At 46.3% G+C, this 19,004-nt stretch carries 18 protein-coding genes; 8 read left to right on the forward strand and 10 right to left on the reverse strand.

Annotation, left to right across the window (positions count from 1 at the left end):
- Nucleotides 1-318: 318 nt before the first annotated feature.
- The 8 genes from Y697_RS11870 (at nt 319) to Y697_RS11905 (ending at nt 8,709) form a co-directional block, all read left to right on the forward strand.
- Nucleotides 319-2,637 carry a penicillin acylase family protein gene (locus tag Y697_RS11870; RefSeq protein ID WP_121551828.1) on the forward strand — a complete coding sequence of 773 codons (2,319 nt, stop codon included), beginning with the start codon at nt 319-321 and terminating at the stop codon, nt 2,635-2,637.
- The gene (gene lipB, locus Y697_RS11875) at nt 2,634-3,320 is read left to right on the forward strand and encodes a lipoyl(octanoyl) transferase LipB (RefSeq protein WP_259462543.1); all 687 of its coding nucleotides are present in this window, start codon (nt 2,634-2,636) and stop codon (nt 3,318-3,320) included. The genes Y697_RS11870 and lipB overlap by 4 nt, the downstream gene beginning before the upstream one ends.
- Before the next feature lies 1 nt (nt 3,321).
- Nucleotides 3,322-4,179 (forward strand): lipoyl synthase, encoded by an 858-nt coding sequence (gene lipA, locus Y697_RS11880; RefSeq protein WP_121551832.1) that lies wholly within the window; start codon nt 3,322-3,324, stop codon nt 4,177-4,179.
- A gap of 223 nt (nt 4,180-4,402) precedes the next feature.
- Entirely contained in the window at nt 4,403-4,846 is a 444-nt protein-coding gene (locus Y697_RS11885; RefSeq protein WP_121551834.1) for a nuclear transport factor 2 family protein, read from the forward strand.
- Between the two features lie 9 nt (nt 4,847-4,855).
- Nucleotides 4,856-5,827 carry an SDR family NAD(P)-dependent oxidoreductase gene (locus Y697_RS11890; RefSeq protein ID WP_121551836.1) on the forward strand — a complete coding sequence of 324 codons (972 nt, stop codon included), beginning with the start codon at nt 4,856-4,858 and terminating at the stop codon, nt 5,825-5,827.
- Nucleotides 5,811-7,427 carry an NAD(P)/FAD-dependent oxidoreductase gene (locus Y697_RS11895; RefSeq protein WP_121551838.1) on the forward strand — a complete coding sequence of 539 codons (1,617 nt, stop codon included), beginning with the start codon at nt 5,811-5,813 and terminating at the stop codon, nt 7,425-7,427. Before Y697_RS11890 ends, Y697_RS11895 begins: the two co-directional genes overlap by 17 nt.
- Before the next feature lie 114 nt (nt 7,428-7,541).
- Nucleotides 7,542-8,171, forward strand: a complete 630-nt coding sequence (locus Y697_RS11900) for an NUDIX hydrolase (protein ID WP_121551840.1) — start codon at nt 7,542-7,544, stop codon at nt 8,169-8,171.
- Nucleotides 8,158-8,709 (forward strand): peptide deformylase, encoded by a 552-nt coding sequence (locus Y697_RS11905; RefSeq protein WP_121551842.1) that lies wholly within the window; start codon nt 8,158-8,160, stop codon nt 8,707-8,709. The genes Y697_RS11900 and Y697_RS11905 overlap by 14 nt, the downstream gene beginning before the upstream one ends.
- Before the next feature lie 15 nt (nt 8,710-8,724).
- Here the strand turns inward: Y697_RS11905 and Y697_RS11910 are convergent, their stop codons facing one another.
- The 10 genes from Y697_RS11910 to Y697_RS11955 form a co-directional block, all read right to left on the reverse strand.
- Nucleotides 8,725-9,351: an SGNH/GDSL hydrolase family protein gene (locus tag Y697_RS11910; RefSeq protein ID WP_183083806.1), complete on the reverse strand. Its 627-nt coding sequence runs from the start codon at nt 9,349-9,351 to the stop codon at nt 8,725-8,727.
- Nucleotides 9,352-9,420: 69 nt separating this feature from the next.
- The gene (locus tag Y697_RS11915) at nt 9,421-10,314 is read right to left on the reverse strand and encodes a carbohydrate kinase family protein (protein ID WP_121551844.1); all 894 of its coding nucleotides are present in this window, start codon (nt 10,312-10,314) and stop codon (nt 9,421-9,423) included.
- 270 nt (nt 10,315-10,584) lie between these two features.
- Nucleotides 10,585-10,788 carry a hypothetical protein gene (locus Y697_RS11920; RefSeq protein ID WP_121551845.1) on the reverse strand — a complete coding sequence of 68 codons (204 nt, stop codon included), beginning with the start codon at nt 10,786-10,788 and terminating at the stop codon, nt 10,585-10,587.
- Nucleotides 10,789-11,210: 422 nt separating this feature from the next.
- A complete protein-coding gene (locus tag Y697_RS11925) occupies nt 11,211-12,695 on the reverse strand; it encodes an FGGY-family carbohydrate kinase (RefSeq protein WP_121551847.1) in 1,485 nt (494 codons plus the stop codon).
- Between the two features lie 171 nt (nt 12,696-12,866).
- The gene (locus tag Y697_RS11930; RefSeq protein ID WP_121551849.1) at nt 12,867-13,796 is read right to left on the reverse strand and encodes a sugar ABC transporter substrate-binding protein; all 930 of its coding nucleotides are present in this window, start codon (nt 13,794-13,796) and stop codon (nt 12,867-12,869) included.
- Nucleotides 13,797-13,821: 25 nt separating this feature from the next.
- Nucleotides 13,822-14,763 (reverse strand): ABC transporter permease, encoded by a 942-nt coding sequence (locus Y697_RS11935; protein ID WP_121551851.1) that lies wholly within the window; start codon nt 14,761-14,763, stop codon nt 13,822-13,824.
- Nucleotides 14,756-16,270, reverse strand: coding sequence for a sugar ABC transporter ATP-binding protein (locus Y697_RS11940; protein ID WP_121551853.1), 1,515 nt, complete (start codon nt 16,268-16,270; stop codon nt 14,756-14,758). Before Y697_RS11940 ends, Y697_RS11935 begins: the two co-directional genes overlap by 8 nt.
- Entirely contained in the window at nt 16,270-17,067 is a 798-nt protein-coding gene (lsrF, locus tag Y697_RS11945; RefSeq protein WP_220665749.1) for a 3-hydroxy-5-phosphonooxypentane-2,4-dione thiolase, read from the reverse strand. Before lsrF ends, Y697_RS11940 begins: the two co-directional genes overlap by 1 nt.
- Nucleotides 17,060-18,043, reverse strand: a complete 984-nt coding sequence (locus tag Y697_RS11950; RefSeq protein WP_121551857.1) for an alcohol dehydrogenase catalytic domain-containing protein — start codon at nt 18,041-18,043, stop codon at nt 17,060-17,062. The genes lsrF and Y697_RS11950 overlap by 8 nt, the downstream gene beginning before the upstream one ends.
- Nucleotides 18,044-18,057: 14 nt before the next feature.
- Complete coding sequence (locus Y697_RS11955; RefSeq protein ID WP_121551859.1) at nt 18,058-19,002, reverse strand: sugar-binding transcriptional regulator; 945 nt, start codon at nt 19,000-19,002, stop codon at nt 18,058-18,060.
- Nucleotides 19,003-19,004 lie beyond the last annotated feature (2 nt).

Raw genomic sequence — 19,004 nt, forward strand, 5'->3', positions numbered from 1 at the left:
AGATGTAATCTGAATTCCTCCAGGTTACACTACCGTTTCAGAAAAGCTTTCAATAATACGAGTGAGTGTTTGACATCCTGCGCCAAGAAGATTTCATTGCTTTCACGTGCCTCTCTTCAAAGATACCGTGGAATCGTAGCCGATGTATAAAAATCACATCTCTCATTGGGAAGGTTCGTCGGATTGTTGATTTCGGAAAGTCTATTCCTATGTTCATTATCGGCTTGGATCACGGACAATGGCTTGAATTTCTTACTATCATTAGTAGTGATCTATAATTGTAAGGTCACTCCAGACAGTAAGCAAAAGGGGGCAGCTATGAGGAAGCAAACCGCACCGTGGATGGTTTTGATCTCTATCATTGTGCTTCTTTCTATATTTTCTGTAAGATTATTTGGTGGTCAAATCGAGATAGTACGTGATTCATGGGGAATAGCACACATCTATGCCGACAATGACTTGGAACTCTTTTTCGGGGCAGGATATGCCACTGCCGAAGACCGGATGTTTCAAATGGAACTTTCAAGGAGAAAAGTTGCCGGGACGCTATCCGAGATTTACGGCAAGGACTTGCTCGAGTCCGACAAGCTCATGCGCACACTCGGTCTCTACAAACACGCACAGGAGATCGCAGCCAGTCTACAGGGCGATACTATGGATATACTCAAGGCTTACGCTGATGGTGTGAACTACTATCTTGAAACCCATCTCGACAACTTGAATCCTGCATTCGATGAAGTTGGAGTCATTCCCGACCAATGGACGGTTGCCGATAGTATTGCGGTGTGGATGCGCGTATCTGAGAGATTTGACAGGTCCTGGCAAAACGAAGTCACAGCCCTTCGGAACTATGAACAGCGTTTGCGGAGCGGCTTGATTCAGGACCCCGCTGTAATTGACAACTCAGCTGCAATAGTAACTGAATCGGATTTTCTTCGAACTGACCCCGAAGCATACCGACGTTTAATGGAAATGAAACCGCGCGAATCAAGTGAGTGGATGGAATGGGACTCAATTAAGGCAAGCCACGCCTGGACAGTTTCCGGGAGCAAGACTCTCACAGACGGTCCTCTTCTTGAGAGCGACCCCCAGATTGCAGTCACTCTTCCTTCTCTTTGGTATGAAATTCATCTAAGCGGCGGCAGCTACAATGCCAGGGGAATCTGTGTGGCAGGTTCACCGGGATTTCTCATTGGCTGGAATGAAGATCTCGCATGGGGTGCAACCGCGCTCGGTTCTGACAACAGCGACTTGTTTCAGGAGAAGCTCAGCCGCGATGGATCTATGTTTCTCTTTGGAGAGAGTTGGTACCCTTTACAGTCACATACTGAAGTAATATCTGTTCGAAACGAAGATCCGGTTGAGATTACTGTTTACAGAACGATTCACGGGCCACTTGTTGATGAATTCGTAAAAGGAGTGGGGCCCACAGAGCACTTCTCTTTGAAGTACGTGGCTACAGAAGAACTGAATACACCTATAACTGGAATGCTGGCAATGATGAGATCAAGGAACTGGGAAGAATTTACAGGTGGATTGAATGATTATATGTTTCCGGGTATTCACGTCGTCTACGCCGATGTCTCAGGCAACATTGGCTATTACACAGCAGCTGCAATTCCTATTCGCTCGGGAAAACCCGGACTTCCACAGATTGGCTGGACGGGCGATGAGGAATGGAATGGCTACGTGCCGTTTGATGAGCTTCCGCATGTTTTGAATCCTTCTTCGGGATTTGTTGCCAGTGCAAATCATCTGCCAGTCGGAGACTGGTACCCGTATTCTCTAACTATAGGAACCGGGGGAACAGGCCATAACCCAAGAAGTATGAGGCTTTACGAGCTCCTTGATGATCAAAACGAATTTACTTTTGAGAGCTTTTCGGAGATTCATCGAGACAATGTCTCGGCAATTGCCAGAGATTTTCTATCTCTCGCAGACATTTTGTCTGAGAGGAATCTTCTGTCACAAAATTCAACGAGGCTTCTGAAAACCCTAATTGATTGGGACTATCGCCTTCTGGAGAACAATAGAACGGCCGATGTTGCCGAGACTATAGTACAGGTAATGCATCGCAGTCTGCGTCCCAATACGGTCACAGCTCTCCTTGCCTCGAAATACGGCGGGGGCCATGCCGGAAATATCTTCCTGCTCCGTTCTGCCCTGGAAGAGTTTGAAAGAACTCAGAAGTTGCCGGACGAGGAGGAATTGGCAGTCTGGGTCAACCAGATACTTGAGGCTTCGGCTGGCAGCCTTCGGGAGAACGTTTCTCAAACCAGAAAGGTGGTTATGGTATATCAGACTAATCTTGAAGGCCTCCCCTCGATTTACCCAGATGCGAATCGAAACATGCCCGATCTCGTGACCACCTCGGGAAATACTATCTGGTCGCAACTGGGAAACTCTTACACACAGATCGTCGACCTTTCAAACATAGACAACTCCAGAGCATTTCTGCCGCCAGGAGTTTCAGAAGACCCACGCAGCCCTCATTTCTTCGATCAAGTCGAGCTATGGGTTGCCGGAGAAACCAGACCGGCTCCTCTGAGTCGAGAAGAAGTAATGAAATATGCAGAATCGATAGAAACACTATCTTCGGCGTTAAATGAGACTATGCGTCAATCAGGATCCGAGTGAACTTGGAAAGTCGAAGTTGCTTCTCAATTAGACTGAATGGGCTCACAAAATACCTTGACGGGCTAAATCTGCAGAATCTAGCTCTTGAAAAGGTTATGTCGGAGAAGGCCGATTGCATACTGCTTCTCCTTGAACACGAACCAGTTCTTACCGTGGGCAAATCGGGCGGAAGAGAGAATCTTCTCGTCGATGAACGAGAGCTCGAGAGACTGGGGGTTGAGCTCTGTAATACCTGCAGGGGAGGAAACATAACTTATCACGGTCCGGGACAGGTTGTCGCATACCCCGTTCTGAATCTTGGGAAATGGAAGAAAGAACTTCCGTGGTACGTGCACTCTCTCGAAGAGGTGGTAATTAGAGTGCTGGAAGATTATGGCATTGAAGCCGGAAGGAAAACTGAATACAGGGGTGTGTGGGTAGAAGAAAGAAAGATCGCCGCCGTCGGTATCGCCGTCAAAAGATGGTTCACAATGCACGGATTTGCCCTTAACGTACGGGTGAACAAGGAACACTTCAGATTGATCAATCCCTGCGGCATTAAAGACTATACGATCGCTTCGATGGACGATTTTGTAGACAACGTCGACTTCCATGAGATCATGGAGAGTGTGGAAGAGAATTTTTCTCTTGTCTTTGAAAGCAAACTGATAGAAGTTTCGAGAGAATGGCTGGAGAGTGGTTAGAGTGAAGGAGAAACCAGACTGGCTTAAGAAAAAACTCAATGCCGACCGGAGCAGGCTGAGCGAAATAAAGGTCATGTTGAGAAGCCTGCGTCTTAATACTGTGTGTGAAGAGGCGAAATGTCCAAATATAGGAGAGTGTTTTGCATCCAGAACCGCTACATTCATGATACTTGGAAATGTCTGCACAAGGAACTGTCGATTCTGTGCAGTCTCAAAGGGAATACCAGGCTCTCCAGATCCAAAGGAGCCGGAGAACATTTCTCGCGCCGTTCATGTTCTCAAATTGAGGCATGCTGTAATCACCTCGGTTACCAGGGACGATCTTGACGATGGTGGCGCTTCTCACTTCGTCGATGTAGTCCGTGAATTGAGGAAGAACTGTCCAGATACGACGACCGAGCTACTTATCCCTGACCTAAATGGTAACTGGAAGGCTCTCGAAAGAATCGTTAGAGAGCATCCGGACGTGTTGAATCACAATGTAGAGACCGTACCTTCCCTGTACGTTTCTGTAAGGCCCGGAGCAACCTACGAACGTTCTATCGGTCTCTTGAGGAGAGTAAAGGAAATTGATTCTTCGATAATTACGAAGTCCGGGATAATGGTGGGCCTGGGTGAGGACGAAGACGAGGTTAAGTCTGTTATAGATGACCTGATTGGCGCAGGGTGCAGAATGTTGACTATTGGTCAGTATCTGCAGCCGTCTCATAAACACCTTCCGGTAGTGGAGTACATTACGCCGGAACAGTTTGAAAGCTACAGAATCTTCGCTTTGGAGAGAGGCTTTTCCTTCGTCGCATCTGGTCCTCTCGTTCGTAGCTCCTATCATGCCGCTCTTGGCTTCTCAAGTTTGCACTAGAAAGAAGTTTTTCAACGGCATTGTTTCTGTATCCTTTCAAACATTTTGTTCACAGGGTGTCAGGAAGAATCAAAGATTGCTATTTTGTTATCTTCCAAATATTGCTTAGTAAGAGTCGCTGTGATACGATTTGCTTATGATGTTCTCTATGTTGGACTAATCACCTTAGGGAATACAGAACTCTGGTGGTTTGTTCTACTTACTGTCTTAGGGAGTTGTGATTATGGATGGTTTTTGTATAGAGAGTGCCGATCAAATTCGAGAACTATGGTCAAAGACTTACAACACAGAAGGGAAACCTGACTGGTCCCACATTCTTCCATACTACGACGACAACATTCTTTTTAAAGACACGATCCAGGAAATCCGGGGAATCGAAGAATTCAAGAAGATGACGGAAAGACTTGCCGAGAGATCTAAAGAGCTGAAAATGACTGTTCTTAGAGTAATTAAGGAAGACAACGTGGTCTTTGTTGAATGGGAAATGACTATACTTTTCAAAAAGACTAGGACTTCCGTGATTTATGGTGCGAGCCGTCTCTCTCTTAGCGAAGAGGGAAAGATAAGAGAGCAAAGAGATTACTATGACCTATGGGGTGATATCTTCGACAACATACCCTCATTCAGAAAGCCTTACAGGCGTTTCATGAGAAAACACTTCGGGTAGGTGCTGCATATGGAGAGAGGCAAGAGCCCCGTCCGCAAATACTGGAAGCAATACAAGTGGTCCAACATCCGAGCGATGATGAAGAACAACAAGTCTGATCCAAAGATCTGCAATGATAATTTTGAGGATCGCCTAATGGTCATTACCGGAGGCACATCGGGTATTGGATACTACACTTGCAGGAAGTATGCTAGCCACGGGGCGAGGATTCTTTCCATAAATCGAAACAGGGAAAAATCGGAAAGTCTTTGCGACGAACTCAAACGCGACTTCGGCGTTGAATGTTCATATATGATAGCCGACTTCAGCAGTCTAGACGATAGCTTGAGAGTCGGTAAAGAGCTCTCTGCTATGGGAGATACGATAGATGTCTTGATACACAACGCGGGAGTCTTTCTGAAGCGCAAAGAACTTACAAAGGAAGGCTTCGAAACGACTTTCGTAGTCAATTATCTCTCGTCATTCGTCATAGACTATCTAATTAGAGAGAAGATGAAAGCTCGGGGAAAGGGCCGCATTCTGATGGTGAATTCGGAAGGCCATCGCTTTGCCGTCTGGGGAATAGAAACGGAGGACCTCAACTGGCAGAAGAGACGTTACAGTGGCCTTAAGGCCTACGGCTCTGCAAAGACTTGCCAGCTGCTTAGTATGCTTATTCTCGATCAATACTTCGAAGGAAGCGGCGTCACAATAAACGCTATGCACCCCGGTGCAGTCAAGACGGGTACGGGAAAGGAAAATGGGGCGTTCTACAAATGGTATAAGAGAAATGTTGTCGACAGATTCTCACGCTCACCGGAAATCTCGGCAGAAGCCCTTTACTATCTAGGTGTTTCCGGTGATCTCCAGGATATCGGTGGAAGGTTCTTCAATCTAACCACAGAAGAGATTCCCGCCCCTCCCGCACTAGACATGGAAATAGCTAAAAAACTCTGGCAGGAAAGCCTACGAATGGGGGGCATCGATGACGGAAATCTATGACGCGATAATAGTTGGCGGCGGAATAGCCGGAATGACCAGTGCCGCATATATTGCAAAGCACGGAGCCAAAGTCCTCTTGTTGGAGAAGAACGAGAAGTGTGGCGGCCCGATCAACTCCTTTTGGAGAGATGGCTTCCTCTTTGACGGCGGTGTGAGGGCGCTCGAAAGCGCGGGAATTATTCTCCCCATGCTGAGGGAGCTTGGGATTGAAATCGAAAGAGTCAAGAGTCCTGTATCTGTGGGGATTGAAGACAGCGTTATACGCGTGACCTCGAAGGAAAGTTTGAAGGAGTATTCAGATCTCCTTAGAAAGATGTATCCTGGAAGCGAGGATGAAATCGAGAGAGTCGTTTCATTCATAAAGAGAATCATGAAGGACATGGAAATTCTCTACGGAGTCGATAATCCACTCTTCATGGACTTCAAGAATAACAAGTCGTATTTTGTCAAAGTGTACCTGCCCTGGCTGTTCAAGTTCATTTTCACCCTCCGAAGAATTGGAAAATTCAGGATGCCGGTCGAGGAATTCCTCGAGGAGATTGTCCAAGACAGCTCTTTAAGAGACATCATTGATCAGCACTTCTTCAAGAACACACCAACTTTTTTCGCCATGAGTTATTTCTACCTTTATCAGGATTACTTCTATCCGAAGGGTGGAGTTGGAACTATGGCGGAACGCGTAAGAGAAAAGATAGTCCAGTTCGGTGGGGAAATCGAGACGGGTAGGGAAGTGACCGAGATCCATGCCGGGAAAAAAGTAATCGTGGATAGCAATGGAAAATCTTATAAGTACAGGAAACTCGTGTGGGCTGCCGACCTAAAGAGGCTCTACTCCATTGTAAAAACAGACGGCCTGCACGAGACCGCAACGGAAACGGTCAACGCATTCAGATCCGAGATATCGAAGAAACACGGGACCGATTCTATCTTCAGCGTCTTCATCGCGGTCGACGAAGTGCCTGAGAAATTTGAAGCGATCTCCAGCGGGCACTTCTTCTATACCCCCTCAAAGAAAGGCCTTGGCGAGACTCATCGCAGCGAAATGAAGTCCGTTCTAGAGAACTGGTCTGTCAATTCAAAAGAAGAAGTCTTGAGCTGGCTGGACAGGTTTTGCAAGCTGAGCACCTACGAGATTTCGATCCCCGTTCTCAAGGACAGAGACCTAGCCCCACAAGGAAAGACCGGTCTGATTGTAAGCACACTCTTCGAATACGATATAGTGAAGAAAGCGTATGAGTCCGGCTGGTACGGAGAGCTGAAAGAAGAGCTAGAAAAGAGAATAATCGAAGTTCTATCTAATTCAATCTACCCGATTTTGAAAGACAGGATCCTCTTTTCATTCTCCAGCAGTCCGCTTTCAATAGAGAGTTACTCCGGCAGCTCTGAAGGCTCGATCGTAGGATGGTCTTTCGAGGAACCGATACCAGTAGTAGCCAGTATGATGAAGGTAAACAGTTCGGTTAAAACGAAAATACCGGATGTTCTTCAGGCCGGCCAGTGGGCTTATAGCCCTGCAGGTGTACCGATAAGCATCCTTACGGGAAAGCTGGCTGCCGATTCCGTTATAAAGAATTTGAATAGGGATCGATCCGGCGGCTAAAGACCATTACGTTGTCTGTAGACCAGCGACAGTGGTCTTCGGACATGTAGAACATAGCCTCTTTAAATAAATAGATGATTGTCTCGACAATCAAGTAATGAAGGAAAGAATACTATGAATATCAACAGTTTGGTTCCAGATAATTCCGAAAAGGGTACTGGACTGATTCTAGAAGACCGGGGCCTTTACCTCTTTCAGGTTTCTGGAAGGAAACACCGAACAGAGCCCGGAGAAAGGTTTTTCGCTGGAATCGGCGGCCACTGTGAAGAAGGCGAGGGTTTCATCCAGGCAGCAAAACGCGAATCAGTCGAAGAGACTGGAAAGAACGTCGAAATAATCCATTCAGCCAAAACGTATATAGTACAATCAGATGGAAGCGTTGTTGACACGATCGAGCTTACATCACCCGCCCCCAGAATGATTTACGAAATGATTGATCGACGAAAGGACTTACCCGAGAAAGAGCCTTACTTCATAGCCTGCTTTAATGCGCATTTCATAGATGACACTCCCTTCGAACTCGACCCTGAAGAGGTCAGCGCTTTAATTGCCATACCGGAGGAATTGCTCTGCGAAAGTCTTGAGCGCAAGATAGCACTTGAAGATATAATCTCCTCAGGGGGAGAGGTTGTCGCCGGCTCTCTGGAGACCGGAACTTTGCTCTTTCCCCTAGGAACGGCAGCGGCTCTTGCAAACCTCTTGAAAAGGGCCAAAGAGCTTTCGGAGGTTGATGATTACGAGTGAAGTGTTGCTTCTTGGAAATCCGTTGCTCCGCGAAAAATCCTCTACCGTTACTGACTTTCGAAGTCAAGAGACGATAGGCCAGATCGTCATGCTCAAACAGGCCCTTGATGAATTCAGAAAAGAGAATGGCTTCGGCCGCGGAATTTCAGCCCCGCAAATCGGCATTCTTAAGAGAATGGTTGCGCTCAATCTAGGTCAAGGAAGTCTTGTAATTGCAAACCCGAGAATAGTCGACCGCAGTAGGGCTACATTCACAATGTGGGATGACTGCATGTCATTTCCACATCTGCTCATTAGGCTCGAAAGAAGCCTTTCGATGGATGTCGTGTATGAAGATGAAAGGGGAATCGAACACGAGTGGAAGGGGGTCGATCAGGCAAGATCGGAACTGCTTCAGCATGAGATAGACCATCTCGACGGCATTCTAGCAATAGATCACGCATTAGATGAAAGAAGTATCATTTACCGTTCGGAATATGTAAGGAATCGCGAATACTACGATCACCTTGTGGACTACAGCATCGAGCCGACAATTTGAGGTTAACTACCCTAATCAAAGAATGATATTCATTGCCTGAAGCCAGTGGCGGGCAATCAGGGCGTGGCCCTCGGGAGTTGGGTGAACACCGTCTTCGGCCCAGAATTCCGCCTCACGTCTCGCAGCTGCAGCAGCAAAAATTCCATCGAGCGGAACAAAATTTGCTCCAAATTCCCTCGCAATTCTCCTGATTATCTGGATCTTCGGTCCAAGATCTTCAGTCCATCTCTCCATCCCTGAGAAGACTGGAAGGAAAAAGGGTTCCATTATTATCACAGATGCTCCCTTTGAGCTGACCGATTCCAGCAGATACCTGTAGTCGTTTTCAAAGCTCTCCGGCTCCGTTCTATCGTTGCTGTCGTAGAGGCGCCAGCAGTCGTTTATACCCACAAGTATCGAAACCCAGTCAGGAGAGAGATCAAGGCAATCAACTTCCCAGCGTCGGCGAAGATCCCGTACTCTATCTCCTCCAACACCCCTGTTCAGAAACTCGATTCTCAGTTCCGGAAGCGCAGAACCCACCAGTCCGGAGATAATTGCAGGATAACCGTCCCCAAGAGAAAAGAAGTCATCTCTGTCTCTATCAGTATCAGTTACGCTATCCCCTTGAAAGAGCACTCTTTGACCTTCTTTAAGAAACACTCTCCTCATCCCCTTGTTCATAAATAGACAGTATACTTCCAAAAAACCGCGAAAACTAATCAGAGAAACCTACAAGGAAATCTTTTCCCTGTATCTTCCCTCGATCCAGTCTCTGGCGATCCTGTGGGCAAGGTCGACATCATAACTCCCTTTGACGGCCGCCGAATAGATGAACCCGGCATTGAAGGAATCCCCGGCTCCAATTGTATCCACAATATTTTCTGAAATTTCAGTCGAATACTCTTTTGAACTCTCTCTAGAGATCATGAGCGAACCTTCAGAGCCCATCTTCACCATCGCATTACTACCGAAGTCTCTCTGAAAGCTTTCTACGGCTCTGGAAATCGGAGTTTCCTGTGTCACCGCAATCAATTCGGCTTCGTTGGGTAGGAACCAGTCTAGTGAATCCAGCAGACTTCTTATCTGAGGTCTGAATGACTTCCAGCCGTCGGGAGGCCATCCCGGATCCATGTAGATAACGTTATCCTCATTGAGAGATTCCAGAAGTGCTTTCAGGTTTCCCCTTCTCAAACCGTTAAGAACATTGATACCACAGAATAGAATATGAGCGCCTCTTACCTTAGCAAGCTTACTACTCACAAAGTCAATATCCATGAAACGCATGACAGACTCGTCGCTCAAAAAGCTTCTCTCACTGTTTGTATGAGTTATCGCAACTGTATGCGGAGTCTTGCCCTCGATAAGGTCAAGCCCTTCAACAGAAATTCCCATTTCAATGAATCTTCTCTCTAAGGCCTTCCCGAAGAGATCATTTCCTGCTACAGTGACTATTTCCACCGGTACTCCGAGGTCGGCAAGCACGACAGCCGTGTTGGCCGCCTGCCCGCCTATACGAATATCGACATTATCGACGCCTATCTCCGTTCCCCACTCAGGCCAGTTTTCAATCGGACCCGCTACTATATCGACATCGACATTGCCAACGATAACAACTCTGTCCATTCCACCACTCTCTTCTCCAATATTTGCGGGTAAGAAACATCAATTACGAATGATTATAGCATCCGTGAAGAATGCACTGCTTTGAAAGGAAATACGATTTACCGTCTCAGGACGTCATCTCATAATAGACTGCGAAGTGGACAATAAACAAAATGCCCCGCGGCCGGAAGAATTAACAGAAAAGAGCGAATACGCCGGCTAGACGAATCGGCAAGAAAGATGTATTTATTCCTTACGAGCGACCACTAATCTAGAGTTTATGAAGATGCTTCAGCCCTTATGGCATTCACTGCAACAATGAACGCAACCGTCGACATTTGGGTATATCTCTCTCGCTTTCTGAAGGGCCCCGAAGCAGTTAACGAAATCTCCAAGCCTTCTCTTCGATTCCACTTCCTTGAGCCTATCGCAGTACTCAGTATGAATTTCATGTTCTCCGGTCGGCTTTGCGCTGTCATCTACGTAGTAAATCACTTCACAACACCTCCTTCAAACAAATACTTCATAGTCGAAGAAAGAGTTCATCTAGAACGCCTCACACCAAAATTATAGCACCAGGTGCTCCTCACAAGAAAAAGATCAGACCCACGTAGATTCAAGACGTCGTTTCCTAATCTTTCGGATCTATGCATCCTGAATGGGCGATATTCTTTCAACCTTTTTTGAAGCGAAATCCTGCAAATTCCAAGCCAAATTAAGATTAGGGAAAATCCCAATTTCATGACCGCCAACTCCCTTGAAAGACTTTGCTTCTAAAGACTTATGATATACAGAAAACTGGCGCAATCTTTCTTTGAAGCCTCATCCCTGTTAATCTCTCAGCAAATAATCAAGCCGGGGGTTATCCCCGGCTGATTTCCTCATCTATAATATTCTTCTTCTTTCTCAAAGAAACTTCATCTCTTCAAAAAGAGATCTCGATTGCAGTTGTACAGCTCCTTGAAGGCTTCCTTCCTTTCGAAAATGTATTCTCTGAATTCGTTCCAGGGTTCGACAATTACATATCTCTCTTTGATTTTGTCTATAACTTCCGAGAGACTCGATTCCGAAAACGCCGACAAAGCAATCAGTCCGGCACCGCTAGCAGAATCGTATTCCTGCGGACAAACCAAGAGCTCACGATCGAGCACGGTGGCAATCAGCCCGAGGAGAACCTCGCTCCTGGTTCCTCCTCCAGAGGCACAGATTTGGCCTGGTTCAAGTGCCGTCCTCTTTATCTCATCGCTTATCATGCTGATGTCAATTGCTATGGATTCAAACAACGCAGAGAGAATATTCTCCCTGTCCGTTTCCATAGAAAGGCCGAAGAAGATACCCTTTGCCCCTGGATCGTTGAAGGGTGTCCGGGCTCCCCCAAAGAAGGGCAGAAGAATGAGATTTGAAGGTCTATACTTCTTAACGTCGAAATCCCTCAAAAGAACCTCTTTTTCCGATCCCTTGAGACCAAACAATCGCTCAACTATCCAGTCTGTCAGGAGGCCCCCACAGCTCGTTGCACCTCCTATGGTAAAGGAACCGGGAGTTGCACCGGTTTCAACAAATAGATCTGGAGACCATACCGGTTTCTCCAGAGACTGGATGAATATCGATGTTCCTCCAAGAGAAACCGAAACGCTACCGGGCTCAATGCAGGCATTTGTAATTGCATCCGCGCAAGCATCACCAGTTCCCGTAAATATCGTTATTCCCTCTCTCAGTCCTGTTTCCAGCGAGGCGCTACGAGTTAAATTACCAATTGGCTCCAGTGCCCATCTTATTTCCGGGAAGAGACTCGTCGCTAGATCGAAACGATCAAAAGGCTCTTTGAAGAGCTCAAGGCTATTTAGATCGATCAGATTCCCGGCCGAAGCTGAGAAATAATCCATTACGAATGACTGTGTAAGCTTAAATCCAATGTAGCCGTTCGCAGTAAGGATTCGCGAAGTACTCTTGAAAACGGCAGACTGGTTCTCTCTTAACCAGAGAAGCTTAGGGAGAATTGACTGACTGGAGTAATTCGTATAGATAGATCTGTTTCTTTCGCGGTTGAAGGATTCATTGAGAAGTCCTACCTCTTTCGAAGCACGCTGGTCTATTCCGTACATGAGAGACTTTCTCAATGGAATTCCCTCATCTGAAACGGGAAGCACACATGGACACATTGAACTCAGTCCGATCGCTTCTATTCTCGAAAGCGAAATCTCTTTGCCAACAATCGAAGTCAATTTCTTGAAGTCTTCCCACCAGTTATTAGCATCCTGTTCGGGAAAACCATCTATCGAGAACTCTTGAGGATGGTTCACCTTGGCATTTGAGATAACATGACCTTCAGCATCTAAAATAGAAACCTTGCTCGAAGTCGTTCCAATATCATATCCTGCGAAAAGCACACTTGAATTCATCTTTAATAACCGCTCCTTGAAAGTCTTCCAATGATGATAACGTTGGAAGACATTAATTAGGCAAGGGAGTCTGCTCAGACAGTTCGCTACTTACGAATGAGAATATCACCATGTTTAATAATGTCGCGGCAGACTCCCTTTACTACTTTTACCTACACGTTGTGAAAACCCTTACTTGATGTACTCCTGAGCGTTCGCTGAGATAATCAGCGGGGCGTCCATGTATATTACCCTGACGGTGCCGATAACTTCCTCGGGACTCTTTCCTTCTACAACTATTTTGTTGATAAGATCGGCCGCTATTAGCGCCGAGTCTCCAAACGGCTGAAGAATCGTGGCGACAACGGCAGTGTTGTTCGCAGCTATCATCTCTATGTTTCTATCGCTCCCATCAATACCTACAACAAACATATCGTCCTGGCTGTAACCCGCTGCCCTGATCGCTAGAGATACTGCATATGCAGGATCATCCCACGCGCACCATACTGCATCGATTTTGTCTCCGTATTTGAGCAGATAAGACTCCATGGTTCTCTGGGCGTCTTCGACGAAACCTGCAGGGGGAAGATGGTGGACTTCCAGTACATTTATGTTTGGCTCTTCCGAAAGGACCATATCGATTGCTTTTCCTCTGAAACGAGTCCCGTAGAACTGATCAAATTTAAATACAATTATGTTCCCTTTGTGATTTAGTCTGTCCACAAGATATGTGGCGATCTTAGCACCCATTTCCCAGTTGTTTGTTAGAATGTCGGCAGTCAGAAGATCACTGTACTCGGAATCGATTCCAATAACTGGAATCCCCGCTTCCTTTGCGGCAGTCAACGATGATGTCAGTGAACTTGCTTGACCCATTGCAATCACAATTAGATCGACTTTCTTAGAAACATAGTTCTCAACTAGATTGTTCATTGTTTCCCATGATCCGGCAGAATTTGAAACATAGATCGTCCAGCCATTATCTTTGGAGATCGCCTCAAGGTTCTCGGCGATCGTTGCCTGGGTTACCGCAGAAAGATTGGCCGCAACGAATCCGATTTCCACACTTACACCAATTGAAACAGCAAGAACAATTGCGAGAATTAAAACTGCCTTTTTCATACTTGCAACACCTCCAGATGATTGCCTAGAAGCTCTCAGCGTTCTTGAACGATGTCAATGCAACCGCTAGAATTATGATTGCTCCTTTGGCGATGTATTGAAAGAAATATGACACTCCCATAATTACGAGACCGTTGTTTATCACTCCAATTATCAGAGCGCCGACGAATGTTCCCAAAACGTTGGGTCTGCCCACTTTTATGGCGGTCATCCCCAAAAATGAAGCTGCAATTGCGTCCATCAAGTACGCATCTCCAGCCGTAGGTTGCCCCGACCCCAGTCTCGAAGCAAGGATGCATCCGGTGAAGGCCGCGAGAGCTCCCGAGATTATCATTCCCACGACACGCAGCAGCCTGACATTGATTCCCGAGAGGAATGAAGCCTTCACACTTCCCCCTATTGAATACATCCATTTACCCATCTTGGTCTTCTCCATAACGAAGGCGAAAACGAGAACGACCGCAGCCATTATGAAAACCTGAATAGGAATTCCTATCACTCTGCCTTGTGCTATCATCAGAAATGAATCGGGGAAGATCCCGTATACTTCCTGACCTCTCGTGAACATGAAGTTTATGCCCGTCGCGATGGTTCCAAGAGCAAGAGTTGCTATGAATGCGGATATCTTCAAGGTGGTTATCAAGATGCCGGCGACCACACCAAAGAGCGCCCCCATACCAACTGTTATAACTATTGAACCAACAACTCCAAACCCGCTGAGAATAAGAGAAGTCGCTATCACACCTGCGAGACTCGCAACTGAGGCAATAGACATGTCGAAATCCCCTGGAATCATACACACGGTCATTCCCGTTGCTATTATGGTCAACATTGAAATATGAGAAAGTATGTTTATTAGGTTTCTAGAAGTAAGAAAGGTATCAGTCATAACCGAGAAAAAGACGACAATCCCGATCAGGGCCAGTATCGTTCCGTACTTCTGGAAAAGTTGTCCAGCTTTATTCACAATTCCCACTCCCCGTTGAAACTGTATCGCTCAGTGCATTCTCGAGAATTACGCTCTGATCGAACTCTTCGCGTTCAAATTCGGCAGTGATTTTCCCAAGTCGCATTACGTATATTCTGTCTGCAACACCAATAAGTTCCCTGATATCCGAAGAAACAAATATCACTCCGCAACCTTTACTGGCTATGTCCTGCATGATTTTGTAGAACTCCGTCTTCGCCCCCACATCGATTCCCTGTGTAGGTTCATCGAAAATAAAGACTCTAGACTTTGGTCCCATTAGCCACTTCCCAAGCACGACTTTCTGCTGATTTCCACCGCTCAAATTGGATACGATAGTCTTCAGTGAAGGAGTCTTTATCTCCAGATCTTTGGAGAGCTTTTTTGCCTTTGAATTGGCTATCTTTGAGTAGATGACGCCAAACTTCGTAAGGGTTCCCAAAAAAGGAATGGAGAGATTGTCGACAACCGACATGTCCTGCACCAGTCCCTCTCTCCTGCGATCCTCTGGGCAAAGATAGATTCCGGTCTTCATTGCCCTTGATGGATTCGAAATCTTTGCAGGTTGGTTCTCAATGAGTATCTCTCCGCCGTCGATTTCACCGGCTCCAAATATCGATTTCATAAGTTCTGTCCGACCCGAGCCGACCATTCCGAAGAACCCTACTATTTCTCCCTTTTTCACTTCAAAAGAAATATCCTTCAAGCCCAGTTTCACTGAATTGAGATTGGATACTCTAAGAACTTTCTCTTCTGCTTTGTACTCCTGTTTTGGGTATTGATCAGTTAAATCCCTGTGCGTCATCAACTTGATCAGGCTTCTTGTAGAAAGTTCCGAAGAAGCATAAGTCCCTTCGTAGTGGCCGTTTCTGAGAACAGTGATTCGATCGCATAGATTAAATACTTCGTCGAGATGATGAGAAACGAAGATCACGCTGATACCGACCTTTTTGAGATTCCTGAGAATCTTGAAAAGGTTGTCCGTATCACTCTGAGTTATGGAGGCAGTCGGCTCATCAAGCACCAGCACCTTTGAATTCATGCTAAGGGCCCTGAGAATCTCTACCATCTTCTGCTTGGCTACACTGAGAGTTCCGACTGGGACGCGAAGGGGAACTTCAATTCCGAATTCTTCACATAGTTCTTTAGTGTCGGATCTTGTCTTCTTCCCCTTAAGCACAGATAGCTTGGACGGCTCCCGCCCAAGCCAGATGTTCTCCTCCGAAGTGAAGTAAGGATCAAGAACTGTATCCTGATAGACAACTCCAATTCCCCTCCTCAAGGCGTCGGATGGGCTGCTCAATCGCACAGGTTCTCCAAAAATTCTCATTTCTCCGGAACTCTGCTGAAAGACACCCGCTAGTACGTTAATGAGGGTAGACTTCCCTGCCCCGTTTTCACCAACAAGTCCATGAATCTCGCCTTCTTCGAGAGCAAAGTCAATATTGTCAAGAGCGACGACCCCGGGGAATTCCTTCCTGATCGAGATCATCTCAACAATCTTCATTACTTTCTCCCGAAATGCTTTGAGTGAGCTTCTTCCGCATTGACCCCTTCATTTACAACTTCCTTCAGTGCCAACAGCATTTCAACGGGTTTTTCATGCTGCCAGACATTTCTCCCCATGTCAACCCCAAGAGCCCCAGCCTTTACCGCATTTTCGGCGATCTTCAGGACGTCTAGAACTGAATCCATCTTCGGACCTCCTGCAATAACTATCGGAACTCCTGCGCTCGCTTCCACTACCTTCTCGAAATTCTCATCACAGTAGTAGGTCTTGATGATGTCTGCGCCCATTTCTGCCGCTACTCTTACGGCCAACGCAAGGTATCTGGGATCTGTCTTCCTTTCTCTATCCTTGCCAATCGCTGTTACAGCTAGAACCGGAAGCCCGTAGGTCTCACATTCATCACAAAGAAGCGAAAGCTCCCTAATTGTCGAGTGTTCATTCGGAGTTCCAACATAGATGGAAGTAGCAACGGCGTCTGCCGAAAGTCTTAGAGCTTCCGTCACGGTGGTGGTAATGCTTTCCCTAGTAAGATCTTCACCTACAATGGTTGCCGCACCACTTATCCTGAGAACTATTCCTACATGTCCATCGGGAACGTAGCAATTCTGCAGGATTCCCTTATTAAGCATGATGGAATCAGTATATGGCGTTAGTTTTTTCAGAACTTCGCCCGGTCTCTCAATACCCTGCATTGGGCCAAGGGCCATTCCGTGATCTAGCGCTAACATGATCGATTTTCCAGACTTGTTGAAAATCCTAGATAGTCTGTTTTTCTTGCCAAACAACTCACTCACCAACCTTTATTCCGACTTTTATTGATCTGCCTTCGACAGCATCATTGAAGGCTTCCTCAAAATCCGAGAACTCGTAGATTCTATTTGTGAAAGGTGTTAGAAGGAGCTGACCGCTATTCATTAGCGAAGTTGCGGCCGCGAAGTCTTTTGGCGCGAAGCCCGTGGTTCCAGTCATTCTAATTCCGTTGTAATGTATTATGTTGGGATCGAAAGATGCCTTTATCCCTTTTGGATAGCCGCCGAACAAAACGATATTGCCGAACAGCTTGACCATCGGTAGGTATCTATCTATCAGTTCTGGAATTGGTGCTGTAAGAACAATTGAGTTGAACTTACCCGAAGCTTCAAGGGAGGTGGAAAAACCCATCTCTTCCGCGAACTTCAGTCTGTCTTCTCTTGTATCGACTATCTTTACGATCTGACCGTAGATGTCTCTCAGAGCCGTTGCATTTAGCATTCCCATGATACCTGCACCTACGACTAGAACAGATTCCCCCGGCTGAAGCTTCATGTTTCTGCACGAAGTCAACGCGCAGGCCATCGGTTCGGCGAGAGCAGCTTCCTTAATTTGCGATTCAGATACTTTCCAAACACCTTTCCTCGCATAACTCATGTCTACGGAAAGATATTCAGTCATAGCGCCGTTACTTGGAAAACTCCTATTTCTACAACCCTCGGGATTCCCGCCAATGCACTGTTCACATTCCCCACAGTTTACGAAAGGAGCCACCGCAACACATTCTCCGACTTCGAAACCCTCCACCTTCGATCCAACTTCCACAATCCTTCCCGAGCATTCGTGACCGAGAATAGTAGGAGGTTTTATCATAGGATGGCCCTGTTTGAAGGTCTTTATATCAGTAGAACAAATGAATGAATACATAATCTTCACAAGGATTCCGTCTTCCCCGATCTTTGGCTTCTCGACGTCTCTGATTGAGAGCTTTCCAATTCCTTCGTACATCACTGCTTTCATACACAAACCTCCTGTTAGGCAACCAGTCTCTGGGCAGTCCTGATGTCAGTAAATAATGTAGTTATATATCCCCTGGAGAGAGCAGCGCGGATTCCGTCGGCTTTATGCTCTCCAGCGCTTAAACATATCTTTTCAGGCACTTTCAGCAATTCGTAGAAGGGTATACCCAGTAAGATATCTTCGATATTTCTACAGATGATATCTCCGTCCTTGTTTAGAAATCTCGAAACGATATCGCCCACCGCGTGCTTTCGAACAAGCTCGAGGATGATTTCTCCGGGAAGGTTTGAATCCAGTACCGCAGACATACCGGCGGGGGCACCCAAACCAAAGATCACGGCTTCAAGATGAGCCCATTCATTCACGACATTCTGAACTGACCCCACTTGAGTCATCATATTAAGCTGTTCGGCATTGTTGACGATTGCCGGAGCGGAAAGAAATACCGGTGTCGCACCCAGAGAGTTCGCCATCTTCTCAACAATATTGTTGATCTGATATGTTTTTTCCGACTGACCAAGACCTCCGAGAAGAGGAATGATCTTCGTATCGGGAAGCTGCCCCAATTTGTTAGGAAGACTCATTACTGCCTCATAAACAGTGGTTCCCCAGCCTAGGCCAACGGATTTCTTCCCTTCGATTATTTTCAAGATGTTGTTTTGAAAGGATAGTGAAATTCTCTGTTTGATTTCCTTTTCTGTTCCTTCTACAGATGCAACGATATGTGCTTCTCTAATTGAGAATTTTCTGCAGAGCTCTTCCTCGAGTGCGCTAAGGTCAAATGAGTCCGGTTCTACGAGTTCGATCTTTACCATTCCAAGTTTCCTGGCACTTGTAAGCAGTCTAGAGACCTTTGACCGAGAAATCCCAAGTTCCGAGGCGATTTGCTCCTGGTTCATCTCATTAACATAGTACATTTCTGCGGCTCTGTAAGCGAGACTAACTTCATCTGTCTTCATCT

Origin of the sequence: Mesotoga sp. BH458_6_3_2_1 (assembly GCF_003664995.1) — a bacterium.
GTDB lineage: Bacteria > Thermotogota > Thermotogae > Petrotogales > Kosmotogaceae > Mesotoga.

What these genes read in the sequence shown, in the direction of transcription:
- Y697_RS11915 (WP_121551844.1), bottom strand. Translation starts at nt 10,314, where the DNA reads ATGGACAGAGTTGTTATCGTTGGCAATGTCGATGTCGATATAGTAGCG.
- Y697_RS11955 (WP_121551859.1), bottom strand. Translation starts at nt 19,002, where the DNA reads ATGAAGACAGATGAAGTTAGTCTCGCTTACAGAGCCGCAGAAATGTAC.
- Y697_RS11950 (WP_121551857.1), bottom strand. Translation starts at nt 18,043, where the DNA reads ATGAAAGCAGTGATGTACGAAGGAATTGGAAAGCTCTCAATCAGAGAC.
- Y697_RS11930 (WP_121551849.1), bottom strand. Translation starts at nt 13,796, where the DNA reads ATGAAAAAGGCAGTTTTAATTCTCGCAATTGTTCTTGCTGTTTCAATT.
- Y697_RS11900 (WP_121551840.1), top strand. Translation starts at nt 7,542, where the DNA reads ATGAATATCAACAGTTTGGTTCCAGATAATTCCGAAAAGGGTACTGGA.
- Y697_RS11905 (WP_121551842.1), top strand. Translation starts at nt 8,158, where the DNA reads ATGATTACGAGTGAAGTGTTGCTTCTTGGAAATCCGTTGCTCCGCGAA.
- Y697_RS11925 (WP_121551847.1), bottom strand. Translation starts at nt 12,695, where the DNA reads ATGAATTCAAGTGTGCTTTTCGCAGGATATGATATTGGAACGACTTCG.
- Y697_RS11885 (WP_121551834.1), top strand. Translation starts at nt 4,403, where the DNA reads ATGGATGGTTTTTGTATAGAGAGTGCCGATCAAATTCGAGAACTATGG.
- Y697_RS11940 (WP_121551853.1), bottom strand. Translation starts at nt 16,270, where the DNA reads ATGAAGATTGTTGAGATGATCTCGATCAGGAAGGAATTCCCCGGGGTC.
- Y697_RS11890 (WP_121551836.1), top strand. Translation starts at nt 4,856, where the DNA reads ATGGAGAGAGGCAAGAGCCCCGTCCGCAAATACTGGAAGCAATACAAG.
- Y697_RS11870 (WP_121551828.1), top strand. Translation starts at nt 319, where the DNA reads ATGAGGAAGCAAACCGCACCGTGGATGGTTTTGATCTCTATCATTGTG.
- Y697_RS11895 (WP_121551838.1), top strand. Translation starts at nt 5,811, where the DNA reads ATGACGGAAATCTATGACGCGATAATAGTTGGCGGCGGAATAGCCGGA.